Here is a 12,577-nt window from a genome sequence, read left to right on the forward strand (position 1 = left end):
GGCTACCTCAGCCCTATCGACTACGAGCAGCAAACCACCGATAAGGTGCTGCTCGCCGCATGACAACCCGTGTCCACGCTTCGGGGTGAGCCCTCGGACATCGGTGTTGATGTTGGTCACCCCCATATGCTCCTGCGTGCCTCTGCGCTCCGTTGCGTAAAGGTCGCGGTCCTTCTGGGTTCCTCGCCAGCCTCAAAGGTTGATCAATCGGACTTGGGATCTTGCGGGTTGTTCTCCGGCCGAGTGCCCCACACTTCTGACCGTAGAGGGAACGTCTACTGGTGCGGGTTCACGTCTCGCGGAGGATCCCGACACCGGCCAGCGCCTCGGGGGACGGCTCCGGGTACGGGTCGCCCGCGCGGGGCCGCCATTCGTGCAGCGGCACCAGGCCCGGTTCGGTGAGGTCGAATCCGTCGAACATCGCATGGATCTCCGCGCGGCTGCGCCCGCGCACCGGGTTGGTGGTCTGCCGATACAGCGCTTCCGCGGCTCTCACCTGGGCGGGCGTGAGGCTCTCGGTGCACGCGTGCGACATCGCCCACCAGCTGCCCGCCGGAAGTCCCGCCCGCAGCTCGGCCAGCGCCGCATCCAGGGCGTCGTCAGGTAGGAAATGCCACACCGCGACCGTGAGCACGCCGATCGGCTGGCTGAAGTCGACCATCCCGCGCACCTCAGGGTCGGCGAAGATTCCGGCCGGGTTGCGCAGGTCGCCCTCCACCGTGATCACGCCGGGCTCGTCCCGCAACGCCTGCCCCTTGGCCAGGACGATCCTGTCGTTGTCCACGTACACCACCCGAGCATCTGGCCGCACCTCCCAGATGACCTCGTGCACGTTCGGCGTGGTGGGGATGCCGCAGCCGATGTCCAGGAACTGGGTGAGGCCCTGCTCGGCCATCCAACGCGCCACCCGCAGCACGAAACCTCGGGTCGCGCGGGCGGAGTTCCGCGCGGTCGGCACCGCTGCGAGGAACTGCTCAGCGGCCTCCCGGTCCACCTGGTAGTTGTCTGTGCCGTCGAGGAAGTAGTCGTAGATGCGCGCGGAGGACGCCTTGTAGGCGTCGGGCGTCTTCTTCATCGCGGACCTTCTCCTGACTGCAGGTGCGAGCGGATGTGGGCGAGAATCTCTGGGGTGCGGGCTCGGCGGTGGGCCACGCCGATGAGCTGGTCCCACAGCAGCCCGTAGGTTTCGGCGTCAGCCAGGTTGACGACCCTGTCGCCGCCGTAGGGGTGTGCGGTGAGGACCTGCTTGCCGGGCAAGCTGAAGATCGTGAACGGCTCCGAGACGGGCAAGAACGGCGAGCACAGCGGCAAGATCTGGATCGTTACATCCCCGGTGCTGGCGGCGGCGAGCGCGTCCAGCTGGCGCAGGTGCATGGCGAGGTCGCCGCCGATCGGCCGCCACAGGACGGTCTCGTCGATCACGACCCACAGGGGTACCGTCCGGGCCTGCTGGCGGCGCAGCAGATTCTTGACCGCGGCCTCGATCGCCTCCGACGGTGGCGACGGGTAGCGGCGGGCCATCTGCACGGCGCGCGCATACTCCTCGATCTGCAGCAGGTCGGGCACCAGGCGGGGCTGGTAGACGCGGATACGGCGAGCTTCGTGCTCGAGCGCCCATTGCACGGTGTCGGCGAGGGGGATGTCGTCGTCCCACCAGGAGGGGGAGCGCTCGCCGACGGCGACGGAGATGAGGATCTCCCGCTGGGCGGGGTCGGTTACGCCGTACAGGTTGAGCAGTGTGAACAGGTCCTCGCGCCGGAAGGGGGTCAGCCCCCGCTCCATGCGGCTGATCTTGGCGATGGAGACGCCGAGGGCGTGGGCGGCGGCCTCCTGCCGGAGGTTGCGGTGGATGCGCAGCCGGCGCAGGCGGGTGCCGACCATCTGCCGCACCTGTATCTGCTGGTCGCTGCTGCCCACACCGTGCCCCAGGTCGTTGTCCACCCGTTTGCGCAGGCGTCCCCAGTTCCTAGCGCTTGCAGAAATTATGCATGCCCGTAATGCATTGTCCAGGTTCGATCACCCTGTGTAGAGATCGCCAAATTTGCATATGGGGGCCATAGGGGGCCGATTTTTTGCACGGGCCGCGTGAACTGGTGTTCTGTCGCACCTGGTCAAGGCTAAAGGTGATGGTCTTGTAGTCGGACGGATAGCTTGTCGCCTTGACCGAGATCACAAGCCGTCGCCTCTCTTGCCGCCATCGCGGTCGTCGGGCCGCTGGTGATACTCGAACATGAGGAGCAGCGCGAAGATGGCAGCCCACATCCAGGAAAGGTATGCCTGCTCGACGGGGATGTCGGGCTGGCGGACCCAGACGATACAGCCGTGCACGGCCGGCAGAACGAACAGGGCCCACAGAGTCGCCCAATGCCACTTCTTCGTCGGTCGCACAGGTGTCCCTTCGTCAGTCGAGCCCGTAGGCGGCCTCGAGATTCCGTGTCTCGACGATGGTGGCCGCGGCCAGCTGGATCATCACCAGCGTGTGTGCCGCCTCCGCCGGCCGCCCGGCCTGCTGTGCTTCGACGTACTCGCGGACGAGGTCTTCGAGTTCGTCGCAGCGTTTCGTGCGGTGGTGGATTTGGTCTTCCAGGTGCACCCGGTTGATCAGGGTGGTGTGGCGGGCCGCGGCGCGTTCGAGAGTCTGTGTCATCTCGTGGATGTGGGCGCGGTCGGCGGCGATCAGGTGCTGGAGCGTGACAACCGATTCGTGCATTAGCGACACTCATTAACCTTGGTTCCGGAAGGTGCATTTTTCCCTTCAGGTACCGCAGCGTCATCGGCAAGACATGACGCGAAAACCGCTCACGTTTCAGCGAAAGTAGCGATGAGTAGCGGCGCCCCTTCCCCTGCCGCCCATCTCACCGTGCGGTCGCATTCCGCTATCGCAGGGCTGTCGAACGTCATTCACGCGCGTAGCTTCCCAGCGTGCACCCACACTGGACCCGCCCAGCCGTCCACATCGCCCTCGCCGGAGTCATCGCCGCGGCCCCCGCGGACTGCGGCGGCCGATCCAGCACCCACCCCGACGGCAAACACGGCTGCACCACCTCATGGGCACCCATCGTCGCCGTCCAACTCGGCCAAGCCCCGGCGAAGGTGCGGGCCAGCCTCCGCATCCGCTGCGACCAGCAAGTGCTGTCCAGCTTCTACGCCCGCATCTCCCTCGACCACAAAGACAGCATGTTCGGCGAATGGTTCGAGGTCGCCCGCGACTTCTACACCCAGCCGCCCGGCCTCGCCCACTCCTACCCGCTGCTGTCGACGCCCTGCCGGGCCGGCAGCTACCGGGCGCGGGCGTCCATCACCGGGACGTTCGTCAACGGCGACCCGTTCAAGGTGACCGATGAGACGAGCGACGACCGGGTCAACTGCGAGAAGCCGAAGCCGGTCACATAGCCGCGGCGGGGTCTCCCCGATGCGCACACGTGATCACCGTGCCGGGGTTCGGGGGGACGACTCCGAGCGCCCAGTTGCTGGCCGCCTCGTGCATGAAGTGCGGGATGTTGCCGGTGCTGTAGACGGGCGGCGCCGTGAGGTCGGGGTGGCGGCCGGCCCACACTCCCCAGCCGTCGCCCCACCACGCGATCCGCCACACCTGAAGCCCCTCATCGGACGCCGTCGGCTCCTCGCGCTCTACAGCGGCGGCGAGGCGAAACCGGCGGCGTCGGCTTGGCCGGAAGTAGAAGTCGCCGCGGCGGCGGTTGAGCGGCCACCAGCGGCGGTTGGAGTCGCGGCGCGTGTACACCCGCTAAGCGTGTCACACGACGGGCCCCAGCGGTTTGAACACGGCCCCTTTGCGGCGCAGGTAGGCGGCCACCTCACGCTCTCGCTTGCCTACCAGCCACTGAGCGATCGGGGCTGCATCCACGACCAATCCGTCGCGAGTGATGACGGCGAACGTGGCCTGGGGGAGTGACACCCAAATCCATCGCCCTTCGACATATTCCATCGGCGGATTCAGTCTGGTTCGTACTCTGGCCTGCTGGGATCCTCGAAGATGTTGAGGACCTCGAACTGATTGGGGTAGTCAGGCAGGTCGAGTGGCCGCATGCGGACGAGAACGTAGAGATGGTCGCGCGGCTGAACGAATGTGATGGATTTATCTACATCATCCTTGGTGCAGTAGAATCTGATGCCGTTGAGTCCTTCGCTGGCCCATTCGAGGACTCGGGCGACCAGCTCGATATCCTCCGGTTTAGCCTTGGCTTTCCATTCAGCGACCCTTTGCACACTTTGGGGCGTGAGCGACAACCTCGCCATTGTTACTCCCGCAGCATCTTGAGCACGTCGTCGACGTCCACCTCCTCCCCGTGCTTGACCGGCATGGTGGGCGCGTTCCGTAGCGCCTGCTGGATCTCGGGCTGGGAGCGGAGGTGCACCGTCACCTCAACACTCTCAGCGAGTTTCTTCAGGTGGTCAATGTCGCCCGTGCTGGAATAGCGAGCAATCGCCTCGTACAAGTTGAGGAAGAGTGATCGTTGTTCTTCGTCGGTCAGGTTGTCGAACATTTGCCCGGCTCGCTGGACTGCTTCAGCAACGAGAGCATCATTCGTGTTCTTCGGGGTCTCCATTATGACGATCTCCTTTCGACACCTTGCGTCGCCGCTACACCGTAGGACGCGCGAACATGTGATCGGGAGTACGCACAGGCAAGCGATGTCCGAATATGCGTTTTAGGGCAGCCCGCGACGCTGACGTTAAGGAGTGGAATCGGAGATGTCAGGCTGGACATTCTGTCCGGGCCGAGGCGAGCAGGTGCGCCGGTATGTCGTCGATACGGACGATCTGGCCAGCGCCGATGAACCGCTGTGTGACGAGGATCCCAGCGTCGTGCACAGCCTGGCCGGCATGGCTGGCGGAGGCGTCTTCGATCACCCACGGGTTGAGGTCGAGCTCGAACGCTCCGAGCGCAGTGGCGAGCACGCAGCTCTCGGTGGCGATGCCGCACACGTAGATGTCGCGCCACCCATGCTCGGCGACCAGCGCCGCGCCAGCCTTGTCGGCGAACAGCCCGTACCCCTTCTTGTCGATCACAGCGGTCGCCTTGTCGGCGTACGGCTGCAGTTGGTCGACGATGTCGATCTGCGGCGAGTCCATGCATCCTGACCAGCGGACGAGCCGCTCGAACGGCGAGCCGGGGTAATTCAGGTAGCGGGTGAAAATGACGCTGCCGCCGGCAGCCTGCCAGCGCTCTATGAGGTCCCGGATGATGGGGACGACATGCTCCGACTCAGGCCGGATGAACCCGTTCTGAACATCAACAACGACCAGGACTGCCCCCGCGTTGGTCTTCACTGCTTGCCTGCCTCTCGGAGTACCTCGATTGCTTGATGGAGGTGACCTGCGAGTCCGCTGGTCTCGAACGCTGCCTCACGCATGGAACGATGCTGGCCGGTCTCTTGGGGACGGGGATTGGTGAGCTTCGACCTGGCAGCTCGCAGGAACCGCCAGCCGTACCCTTCACCAACATCGGGGTCATGCCCCTGTTCGACCTGGCGGTTGATGTAGTCGCAGTACGCCCAGACGGCCTGCAGGCTCAGCTCGTAGGCGACAAGCTCATGCTCGGCGAGGCAGCGCGCCGGGTCGAGCGGGTGGTAGGCGAGTCCTGACCATGAGGCATAGCCAAGCGAGACCCCGGCCAGGCCGAACGTGCGCATCTCCTGGTGCTCGAACCCTTCAGAGAGGAGTTCCCGCTCGGCATGCTCGGCCTGCGGCAGGCAGTCATCGTCGCCTGCCCGCTCCCTCTCAACGAGGACGCGCGGGGCGCACATGATGCGTAGCGCGGTGTCGAGGACTCGGCCGACCCAAGTCGGGGTGTGCAGCCAGTACAGGCTGAGCACATAACCCGCTGCGAGGCTCTCGTCGCCTGCGAGTTGACGTAGTTGGCGGGTGGCCCAGTCGAGGTTCTGTGAATACGAGCGGTAGCGCCAGACGGCCAGGTTGGCGATGTTGGGCACATCGAGCTCTTCGACAAGGTGGAAGATCGCGACGCCGTGAGGCCAAACGTAGAGGTCGCATGTCCCCGTGGGGTGATGGATCTCCACGGATGAACGTTCTTCGCTAGTCGACGCCCCTGTCGCCCTGATCTTGCCTGCCGCGCGTTCGCCCACGTATGCGGCGATGAACTTGTGGGACCGAACGCCGACCCGGTCAGCAGCCGCGGGGCTCACGGCGCTGACCGCCACGAGGACATCGCCCGGCGGGACGGTGGCGGTCTCCCATGCCTCGAGCGCGTCGGGGCGTACATACCAGCCAAGGATGGAGCTCAGCAGGCCGGCGAACTCGGTGTACGACATGCCGAGGCCGGTCCGCGCCAACAGCAGTTTGTTGCGGGCCAGGGTCGCGCAGTCGGGGCGGTAGGTGGAGCGTGTGCGAAGATCGATCACCGCGTCGGTCATCGATGCCCTCGCTCTCGTGGTCGGGGTCAGGTCCCAGTGTTGAGATGCCGTGGCGTGGATGTGCCCACAGGCGTTGTCGGGTAGGCGTAGCCAAGCCGTGAGTACAACTGCTCGACTGTGCTGCGCAGCGCTGCCACTTCGGTGGCCAGTTGCTCGACTCGGGGGTCGACGTCGAGCCGGTCAGCGAGTTGGCTCAACTGTGCTCGTAGGTCTTTCACCTCGTCGGCGATGGAGTCGAGGCTGCGCTGCTGGTCTGCGACCTCAGCCGGCGTGGCGATGACGTAGACGCCTTTGCCGGGCTGACCTTCGAGAACGCCTTCGCTCTTGAGAGTCTCGACGGCGCGGCGAACGACCGTGATCGACACCTCGTACTGCTGTACGAGCTTGGCGGTGGATGGGATGGGTTCGCCCACCGGAAGGCTGCCTGACGTGATTCGCGCGCGGAGGTCTTTCAGGACCTTCGCGTGGAGGAGTCGATCATCAACGTCGGCCAACGAAGCTCTCCTACTGCACTTGGTTCAACTAGGTGCTCCCAGTTCAGCACATAGCGGAGGTAGCAATCCACTCACTCTCTCGTTGCAGCCTTGACTAACCTTGCACACATAGCTCAGCATGGCGTGCATGGAGACAGCCCAGACCACCCAGACCGTGGAGTCAGCGAGGTCCACGTCGTGCACATGCACGGCGCGCCCCTTCATGACCGTGGCCGAGGCTGCCCGGCTGATCCGGAGCTCCAAGGAGTACCTGTACGCAGGCCTGCGGCAGCGGCGCTACCCGGGCGCCCAGTTCGGCCGCAGTTGGAGGATTCACAGGGCGTTCGTCGAGGGGTTCGTCGAGATGGCCAAGCTCGGCCAAGTCACGAATTTCGACGAGTACGCCGCCACCTGGGTCTCCAGGGCATCCAGTGAGGTCGCGGTCTGATGCGCGCGATCTCCCCTGACACGCAGAAGGCGGCCCCCATCCGCCAAGACCAGGGCCGCCCGCGTGTCCCCCTGACCGGTCAAAGACGGAAGGACCTCCCCATCATGCCTGACAGGCGCCTCTTCCGCATCCCCTCGCAGCGTCCGCAGGAGCCGCAGCACCAGCCGTGGTGCAGCCGGGACGACCACATCCTCGACCTGGACGGTTTCGGCACCTGCGTCTCCGCCGACATCACCGCGCCGGGTCAGGCCGTCTACCTCACCTGGCAGCCCGGCGAGCCCGTCCAGGCGAACGTCGCCGACGACACCCAGATCGACATCATCTCGCTCGACGAGCTGGAGCAGCGCGCCCTCGCCATGCTCACCACCGCGCTGATCGGCCGCGGCGGCACCCCGTCCCCGAGCGTGGTCGCGGCGGTGACCTCGTGAGCACCTACGAAGCCGCCCGCAAGCAGGCCGAACGCCTGCGTGACAGCGGCGTCACCGCCGCCGAGCTGCTCGACCGGGCCCAGCGGTTCGACGACGCCTGGCAGTTCAGCCAGGCTGCCGCGTTCCGCGCTGTCGCCGAGGAGGTGGCGGCGTGAAGAAGATCGTGGAGCGCCAGCTCCTGCTGTGGGACGCCTCCCGCCACGGCGTCGAACCGTACCGGTGCACCCTCGTCTTCCGGCGGGCCGACCCGTTCGCGGTCGACCTCGTCTTCCCCGTCCGGGACATCACGAAGGTCACCAACGACCAGTTGCGCGTCCACCCGGACTCGCGCGACGACGCGATCTCGGTGGTCATCACGTTCTCACGAACCCTGGTGATCGACGGGATGGAGGCGCCCGCGGGCGCCGGCACGGTTCGGATCGAGCCGCACATCGTGGACCGCGACTACATCACGATCACGCTGCCGCTCACCGCCGCTGGCGTCGAGTTCTATGCCGAACGGCGCAGCCTGGAGGCGTTCGTTGACGCGACCTGCCGGATGGTGCCGCTCGGCGCCGAACTCGCCCCGGCCGGCCGCGAGCTGGACCGGTGGCTCGGCGAGGTGTCCGCATGATCCCGACGCTTCCCGTGGTTCCGGTCGACGTGCAGGCCGTGCTCGCTCCGCTGCTGGCCGTCGGCGTTACGACCGCTGCTGCCGCCGACCACCTGCACATGTCCCGGACGGACGCTTGGCACATGCTCGACAACCTGCGTCTCGCCGGCGCCGCCACCTTGCGCGATGGCGGGTGCGGCGTCGAGTGGTGCTGTCCCACCCCCACGATCCACGGAGGCCGTCGATGACCGCCGACCAGTTCACCACGCCGGCCGCCCCGGCTGAGCAGGCCAAGGTCCTGCTGTCCTACGCGGCCGACGACTCCCACTTCTTTGACTCCTTCGGCACACATCTCCCGCTCTTGCGAGGTGAGAAGCACACCTCCACCGCGATGTACGCCGCGCAGGCCGCGACCGCTCACGCGATGCTCGCCGTCCGCGACGAGCTCGCCGACATCGCCGCCTCACTGCGTACCCTCGCCGCCATGCCGTCGGCAATCAACACCCTGGCCGCCCACATGAACGCCCTCGACGACACGGTCGGCGGCGGGCTGGCAGAGATCGCTGACGCAGTGCACAAGCACAGCCTCGGTGCCAGCGACGACCAGTGCGCGATCGTCGAGGCGATCAACACCCACGGCGAGACGGTCGACTCCGCCATCTCCGACGTCATCGACGCGATGGATCGGCCGCGCTGGTGGCAGTGGCGGCGGCGGTGGACGCTGCGGCGTCTCGCCAAAACCATGGCCCTCACGCAGGTCTCCGAGGTGTGCGAGTTCCGGCTGGAGCTGCTCCGCCCGATCGAGGCCGACGAGACCTCCGAGTGCGAGCCGCTGGCCTGCACCACCTTCAACACTACCTACGGGAACGCTGCCGACATCGCCCGCTTGCTGCTGCCCAGCCTGTGCGACGAGGCGGGCGTGCCCGCCGACCCGGAGCAGGTGTACGGCCGCGTCGCCGGTCGTGACATAGGCGGCGAGTTCCTGTTCCACACCGTGGTGTGCCTGCCCGGCGCCGACGTTATCGACGCGCCGGAGGGGTTCTGATGGACACCCTCGAGGCTGTCGGGAACGGTTTCAGCCCGGTCGCGCTGATCGTGTTCTCGTCCGTGTTCGTCGCCCTCTACGCCGCCCACCAGGTCGGCGACCACTGGGTCCAGGCGCACTGGCAGGCGTGCGGCAAGGGCGACCGCAGTCGGCAAGGCCAGTTCGCGTGTCTCTCCCACGTCGCATCGCTCACCCTCACCAAGCTGGTCGCTCTCGTCCTGCTGTGGTACGTCACCCGGCTCCCGATCGGATGGACGGCCGCGCCGGCGCTGCTGCTGGACGCCGCCACCCACTACTGGGCCGACCGGCGGTACACGCTGCAGCGGCTGGCCGAAAGGTTCGGCAAAGGCGACTTCTGGAAGGTCGGCGAGGGTCACCTCGGGTCGGGGGCGTACTCCCTCGACCAGTCCTGGCACATCGGCTGGCTGTTCGTCACCTCACTCATCATCGCCGGAGGATCTTCATGAGCCGCTTCATCTCTAAGCTCGGCTGGCCGAACAGCAGGGCATCCCGCGAGCGTAGGCAGATCGCCGTTACGGCCGACGACGTTAAAGACATTCAGGTCGTTGCCCAGGCCGCTATGGACGCCGACGCCCTCACCAGCTACAGCCCCAAGGTGACCGTCACGCCGTCCAGGGGCGGGGCGATCGTCCAGGCTACGGAAACTCACCAGTTCCGCCCCGCATGGCTGCTGCGTACCGCGCTGGAGCAGATGGGCTACGTGGTGTCGCGGCACGATTTCGCGGCCAACGCCGTGGTTGTCACGGGACGCGACCCGCAGCACGCCTGGAACGAAGCCGACGGATCATCTGTGGTGGGTGCCTGATGAACACCACGACTACGCCGTCGCCTGATCCGCCGCCGGAGGACATCGCCGCGGGCCTGGCCGCGCTCCAGGAGTTCGTCAACGACAACGCCCCCGCCGGCGAGCTGGTGCCCGTAGCCGACGCCGAAGTTGCCCACGTTGCCGAGGCTGAGACGGAGTCGGAGCCGGAGTGGGAGCCTGACGTCGACATCGAGTTCGACACCGACGAGGGCTACACCAGCCGCGTCCGCAAGCTTCGTGCCGAAGTCGCCGAAGCGCACCGCCTTCTCGAACTCCAGGGTGACGGGGCTCCGCTCCTGGTTGACAGCCCCAGGGTGCGTCGCCGCCGCCGCGCAGCGTTCGAGGCCGCCCGGCTGCACGAGTTGGAGCAGGACCCGGTGGCGCTCGCCTACCGCGACCAGAAGGTGCGGCGGACGGTGAGCGTGATGGTGATGTCCGCAGCCGGCATCGGGCTGGCTGTCTCCAGCATCGGAGTGCAGGCGTCCGTGGCCAAGGCGTTGAAGCTGGAGCACGGCGGTGTCGGCTGGTGGGCGGCGTTCGGTGTAGAGCCCGCGCTCAGCCTGCCGCTGCTGGCCGCAGTGGCGGCGCAGGCGTACTCCGCGATCCGCGGCCAGGTGGTGGACCGCAAGTCTGCGGCGGGCAAGAAGCTGTTCCGCACCGAGGCGATCTTGTTGGCTGTGACGTTGATCCTCAACTGCTGGCCAGCGTTCGTCTGGGACCGTTTCGACCTGCTGCCGTTGCTCGTTCACTCGCTGGGGCCGCTCGCCGCGGTGACCGCGGTGTGGGTTCTGCCAACCCTGTGGCAGGTCCTGGCGGTCCTGCCGGCCGGGAGGGCTACCGTCGCCCCTACTGGCCTTACGTACAGGGCGAACACGAACTCTGGCGGGGCGGATGTTGAGGCTCTCACGGAGCGCGCCAGGACCCTGATCGGGGAGGGGCGGCTGCCGTCCCGCCCGAGCGCCAGCAAGATTCAGAAGGCGTTGCGGTGCGGCATGGACGCCGCGCGCACCGTCCGCGACACCTTGGCGGGCGGTGCGTGATGGCCGCCTTCTGCCCCTCGTCACCCTCGCTCGTGGTAGCCGCGCTCCCTCAGCTCGGCCTCCAGGTCGCTGACCACGACCAGCACCTGGCTGGCCAGCCACTCGCAGCGCCGTTCCAGCAGGTCAGCCAGTTCGTCGTCTCCCACTTCCTTCGCGAGGTGGGAGGTGTGCTTGAGGGTTTTGCGCAGGTAGTCGACAGCGCTCATGCACCGCTCCCGGCCGCCGATGGCGTCGTTGAAGGCGGCGAGCCGGAATCCGTCGTGCAGCAGTCCCCGGCCTGGCGCGTCGGGGAAGCCCAGGTCGCTGATCTGCTGGGGCTTCTCGAGCGTGCTGGTCTGCCGGAACAGTCTGATCCACCACTTGGGGGCTCGAGCCAATCGGGATCGTCTCCTTCGCCGAGCGCGCGGACGGGGGATTCCCATTCAAACGGTGCCAGGGGAGGGCGTCGAGAGGTCTCGCCGGTCACAGCCGGTATCGAGGTTTGCCTGAGCCGTCCACGGGCGGCAGCCGGCATGCGGAGGCATCGAAAGTGCCTCAAACGCGGAAGCGTTACGTAACGCGCACAGAAGCGTTACGCGCGCGATTGTACCAGACGTTCAAGCATCACTGACCGTAACGGAGAAGACGGTGTCGCGACAGCGCCCGACCGGGCCCCAGACACGCCGCGCATTCCACGAGAACCGCATCGGCGGCGAGAAGAACGGCGTCCTGCGGTTCTGGTGGGCGGCCTGGTGGGCGACCGCCGAACTCAAATCGCTGGCGCGCCGCGACTCGGCGAAAGCCCACGCGCAGGGACTCGCCCTCGCCGACCAGTTGATCGCGTTCGCCAAAGACCTCAACGACAAGCACCACTCCCACCTGATGGCCCAGAGAGGAGGCAGAGCCCGTGCCAGCGCCTGACCTGTTCACCCTCAGCCTGCCAGGCGACGGCGAGCAGCCCACCCAGCAGCAGGGCGAAGTGGTGCCCTTCCCGCACAGCCACGACCTGGAGCCCGCCGCCGACACCCCCGCCGTATCCCGCAGCGTCGCGTTGCGGGACCGCATCCAGCCCCTGCTGGAGCGGACGGAGACGGGGTGGCGCACCGCGTGGGTCGGCGACGGAATCCTCGGCAGGAGCCCCCGCCCGGTCGCTGACCTGGCCCGCCAGTTCTGGACCGACCCCAAGCCGTACATCAAGGACGCGCTGATCCTGCGCATCCCGTACGCCGTCTACGGAACCCCGGTGATCATCGCCAGTGCGGCGGCCCACCTGTTCCTGCTGGTCATCAGCTATCCGAGCCTCCTGGCAGGCACCAGCCTGCTCGTGCTCTTCATCAGCCTCTTCCTGTGA

Annotated in this window: 24 protein-coding genes; 12 read left to right on the plus strand and 12 right to left on the minus strand. The window is 66.8% G+C overall.

Features of this window, described 5'->3' with window-relative positions; translation table 11 throughout:
- Nucleotides 1–289: 289 nt before the first annotated feature.
- From ACIBQ8_RS50140 to ACIBQ8_RS50155, 4 genes are all read right to left on the minus strand, one after another.
- The gene (locus ACIBQ8_RS50140) at nucleotides 290–1,075 is read right to left on the minus strand and encodes an SAM-dependent methyltransferase (RefSeq protein ID WP_397195770.1); all 786 of its coding nucleotides are present in this window, start codon (nucleotides 1,073–1,075) and stop codon (nucleotides 290–292) included.
- Nucleotides 1,072–1,941, minus strand: coding sequence for a helix-turn-helix domain-containing protein (locus ACIBQ8_RS50145; protein ID WP_397195772.1), 870 nt, complete (start codon nucleotides 1,939–1,941; stop codon nucleotides 1,072–1,074). The genes ACIBQ8_RS50140 and ACIBQ8_RS50145 overlap by 4 nt, the downstream gene beginning before the upstream one ends.
- A gap of 228 nt (nucleotides 1,942–2,169) precedes the next feature.
- Nucleotides 2,170–2,388: a hypothetical protein gene (locus ACIBQ8_RS50150; protein WP_397195773.1), complete on the minus strand. Its 219-nt coding sequence runs from the start codon at nucleotides 2,386–2,388 to the stop codon at nucleotides 2,170–2,172.
- 13 nt (nucleotides 2,389–2,401) lie between these two features.
- A complete protein-coding gene (locus tag ACIBQ8_RS50155) occupies nucleotides 2,402–2,719 on the minus strand; it encodes a hypothetical protein (protein ID WP_397195774.1) in 318 nt (105 codons plus the stop codon).
- Nucleotides 2,720–2,922: 203 nt separating this feature from the next.
- Here ACIBQ8_RS50155 and ACIBQ8_RS50160 point away from each other — a divergent pair, with 203 nt between their 5' ends.
- Entirely contained in the window at nucleotides 2,923–3,393 is a 471-nt protein-coding gene (locus ACIBQ8_RS50160) for a hypothetical protein (protein ID WP_397195775.1), read from the plus strand.
- Here ACIBQ8_RS50160 and ACIBQ8_RS50165 read toward each other — a convergent pair.
- The 7 genes from ACIBQ8_RS50165 to ACIBQ8_RS50195 form a co-directional block, all read right to left on the minus strand.
- Nucleotides 3,386–3,742, minus strand: coding sequence for a hypothetical protein (locus ACIBQ8_RS50165; protein WP_397195776.1), 357 nt, complete (start codon nucleotides 3,740–3,742; stop codon nucleotides 3,386–3,388). The genes ACIBQ8_RS50160 and ACIBQ8_RS50165 overlap by 8 nt on opposite strands.
- A 12-nt stretch (nucleotides 3,743–3,754) precedes the next feature.
- Nucleotides 3,755–3,946, minus strand: coding sequence for a hypothetical protein (locus tag ACIBQ8_RS50170; protein ID WP_397195777.1), 192 nt, complete (start codon nucleotides 3,944–3,946; stop codon nucleotides 3,755–3,757).
- An 8-nt stretch (nucleotides 3,947–3,954) separates the two neighbouring features.
- Nucleotides 3,955–4,257: a hypothetical protein gene (locus ACIBQ8_RS50175; protein ID WP_397195778.1), complete on the minus strand. Its 303-nt coding sequence runs from the start codon at nucleotides 4,255–4,257 to the stop codon at nucleotides 3,955–3,957.
- A 2-nt stretch (nucleotides 4,258–4,259) separates the two neighbouring features.
- Complete coding sequence (locus tag ACIBQ8_RS50180; RefSeq protein ID WP_397195779.1) at nucleotides 4,260–4,568, minus strand: hypothetical protein; 309 nt, start codon at nucleotides 4,566–4,568, stop codon at nucleotides 4,260–4,262.
- Between the two features lie 148 nt (nucleotides 4,569–4,716).
- Entirely contained in the window at nucleotides 4,717–5,292 is a 576-nt protein-coding gene (locus tag ACIBQ8_RS50185; protein ID WP_397195780.1) for a cysteine hydrolase, read from the minus strand.
- A complete protein-coding gene (locus ACIBQ8_RS50190; protein ID WP_397195781.1) occupies nucleotides 5,289–6,395 on the minus strand; it encodes a hypothetical protein in 1,107 nt (368 codons plus the stop codon). Before ACIBQ8_RS50190 ends, ACIBQ8_RS50185 begins: the two co-directional genes overlap by 4 nt.
- 26 nt (nucleotides 6,396–6,421) lie before the next feature.
- A complete protein-coding gene (locus tag ACIBQ8_RS50195; RefSeq protein WP_397195782.1) occupies nucleotides 6,422–6,889 on the minus strand; it encodes a FadR/GntR family transcriptional regulator in 468 nt (155 codons plus the stop codon).
- Nucleotides 6,890–7,016: 127 nt separating this feature from the next.
- Between ACIBQ8_RS50195 and ACIBQ8_RS50200 the strand changes: the two genes are divergently transcribed.
- The 9 genes from ACIBQ8_RS50200 (at nucleotide 7,017) to ACIBQ8_RS50240 (ending at nucleotide 11,247) form a co-directional block, all read left to right on the plus strand.
- Nucleotides 7,017–7,316: an excisionase family DNA-binding protein gene (locus tag ACIBQ8_RS50200; RefSeq protein ID WP_397195783.1), complete on the plus strand. Its 300-nt coding sequence runs from the start codon at nucleotides 7,017–7,019 to the stop codon at nucleotides 7,314–7,316.
- 104 nt (nucleotides 7,317–7,420) lie between these two features.
- Nucleotides 7,421–7,744 (plus strand): hypothetical protein, encoded by a 324-nt coding sequence (locus ACIBQ8_RS50205; RefSeq protein ID WP_397195784.1) that lies wholly within the window; start codon nucleotides 7,421–7,423, stop codon nucleotides 7,742–7,744.
- A complete protein-coding gene (locus tag ACIBQ8_RS50210) occupies nucleotides 7,741–7,899 on the plus strand; it encodes a hypothetical protein (RefSeq protein ID WP_397195785.1) in 159 nt (52 codons plus the stop codon). The genes ACIBQ8_RS50205 and ACIBQ8_RS50210 overlap by 4 nt, the downstream gene beginning before the upstream one ends.
- Entirely contained in the window at nucleotides 7,896–8,357 is a 462-nt protein-coding gene (locus tag ACIBQ8_RS50215; RefSeq protein ID WP_397195786.1) for an SsgA family sporulation/cell division regulator, read from the plus strand. Before ACIBQ8_RS50210 ends, ACIBQ8_RS50215 begins: the two co-directional genes overlap by 4 nt.
- Nucleotides 8,354–8,584: a hypothetical protein gene (locus tag ACIBQ8_RS50220; RefSeq protein ID WP_397195787.1), complete on the plus strand. Its 231-nt coding sequence runs from the start codon at nucleotides 8,354–8,356 to the stop codon at nucleotides 8,582–8,584. The genes ACIBQ8_RS50215 and ACIBQ8_RS50220 overlap by 4 nt, the downstream gene beginning before the upstream one ends.
- Entirely contained in the window at nucleotides 8,581–9,381 is an 801-nt protein-coding gene (locus ACIBQ8_RS50225) for a hypothetical protein (protein ID WP_397195788.1), read from the plus strand. Before ACIBQ8_RS50220 ends, ACIBQ8_RS50225 begins: the two co-directional genes overlap by 4 nt.
- On the plus strand, nucleotides 9,381–9,848 hold the full coding sequence (locus ACIBQ8_RS50230; protein ID WP_397195789.1) for a transcriptional regulator: 468 nt from the start codon (nucleotides 9,381–9,383) through the stop codon (nucleotides 9,846–9,848). The genes ACIBQ8_RS50225 and ACIBQ8_RS50230 overlap by 1 nt, the downstream gene beginning before the upstream one ends.
- A complete protein-coding gene (locus ACIBQ8_RS50235) occupies nucleotides 9,845–10,207 on the plus strand; it encodes a hypothetical protein (RefSeq protein ID WP_397195790.1) in 363 nt (120 codons plus the stop codon). The genes ACIBQ8_RS50230 and ACIBQ8_RS50235 overlap by 4 nt, the downstream gene beginning before the upstream one ends.
- Nucleotides 10,207–11,247 (plus strand): hypothetical protein, encoded by a 1,041-nt coding sequence (locus tag ACIBQ8_RS50240; RefSeq protein ID WP_397195791.1) that lies wholly within the window; start codon nucleotides 10,207–10,209, stop codon nucleotides 11,245–11,247. The genes ACIBQ8_RS50235 and ACIBQ8_RS50240 overlap by 1 nt, the downstream gene beginning before the upstream one ends.
- 20 nt (nucleotides 11,248–11,267) lie before the next feature.
- On the opposite strand, the gene ACIBQ8_RS50245 is transcribed toward ACIBQ8_RS50240, so the two are convergent.
- Complete coding sequence (locus ACIBQ8_RS50245) at nucleotides 11,268–11,624, minus strand: hypothetical protein (RefSeq protein ID WP_397195792.1); 357 nt, start codon at nucleotides 11,622–11,624, stop codon at nucleotides 11,268–11,270.
- Nucleotides 11,625–11,874: 250 nt separating this feature from the next.
- Here ACIBQ8_RS50245 and ACIBQ8_RS50250 point away from each other — a divergent pair, with 250 nt between their 5' ends.
- The gene (locus tag ACIBQ8_RS50250) at nucleotides 11,875–12,147 is read left to right on the plus strand and encodes a hypothetical protein (protein ID WP_397195793.1); all 273 of its coding nucleotides are present in this window, start codon (nucleotides 11,875–11,877) and stop codon (nucleotides 12,145–12,147) included.
- The gene (locus tag ACIBQ8_RS50255; protein ID WP_397195794.1) at nucleotides 12,134–12,577 is read left to right on the plus strand and encodes a hypothetical protein; all 444 of its coding nucleotides are present in this window, start codon (nucleotides 12,134–12,136) and stop codon (nucleotides 12,575–12,577) included. The genes ACIBQ8_RS50250 and ACIBQ8_RS50255 overlap by 14 nt, the downstream gene beginning before the upstream one ends.

The sequence above is a fragment of the Nonomuraea sp. NPDC049646 genome (assembly GCF_044465525.1).
In the GTDB taxonomy this organism is placed as follows: domain Bacteria; phylum Actinomycetota; class Actinomycetes; order Streptosporangiales; family Streptosporangiaceae; genus Nonomuraea.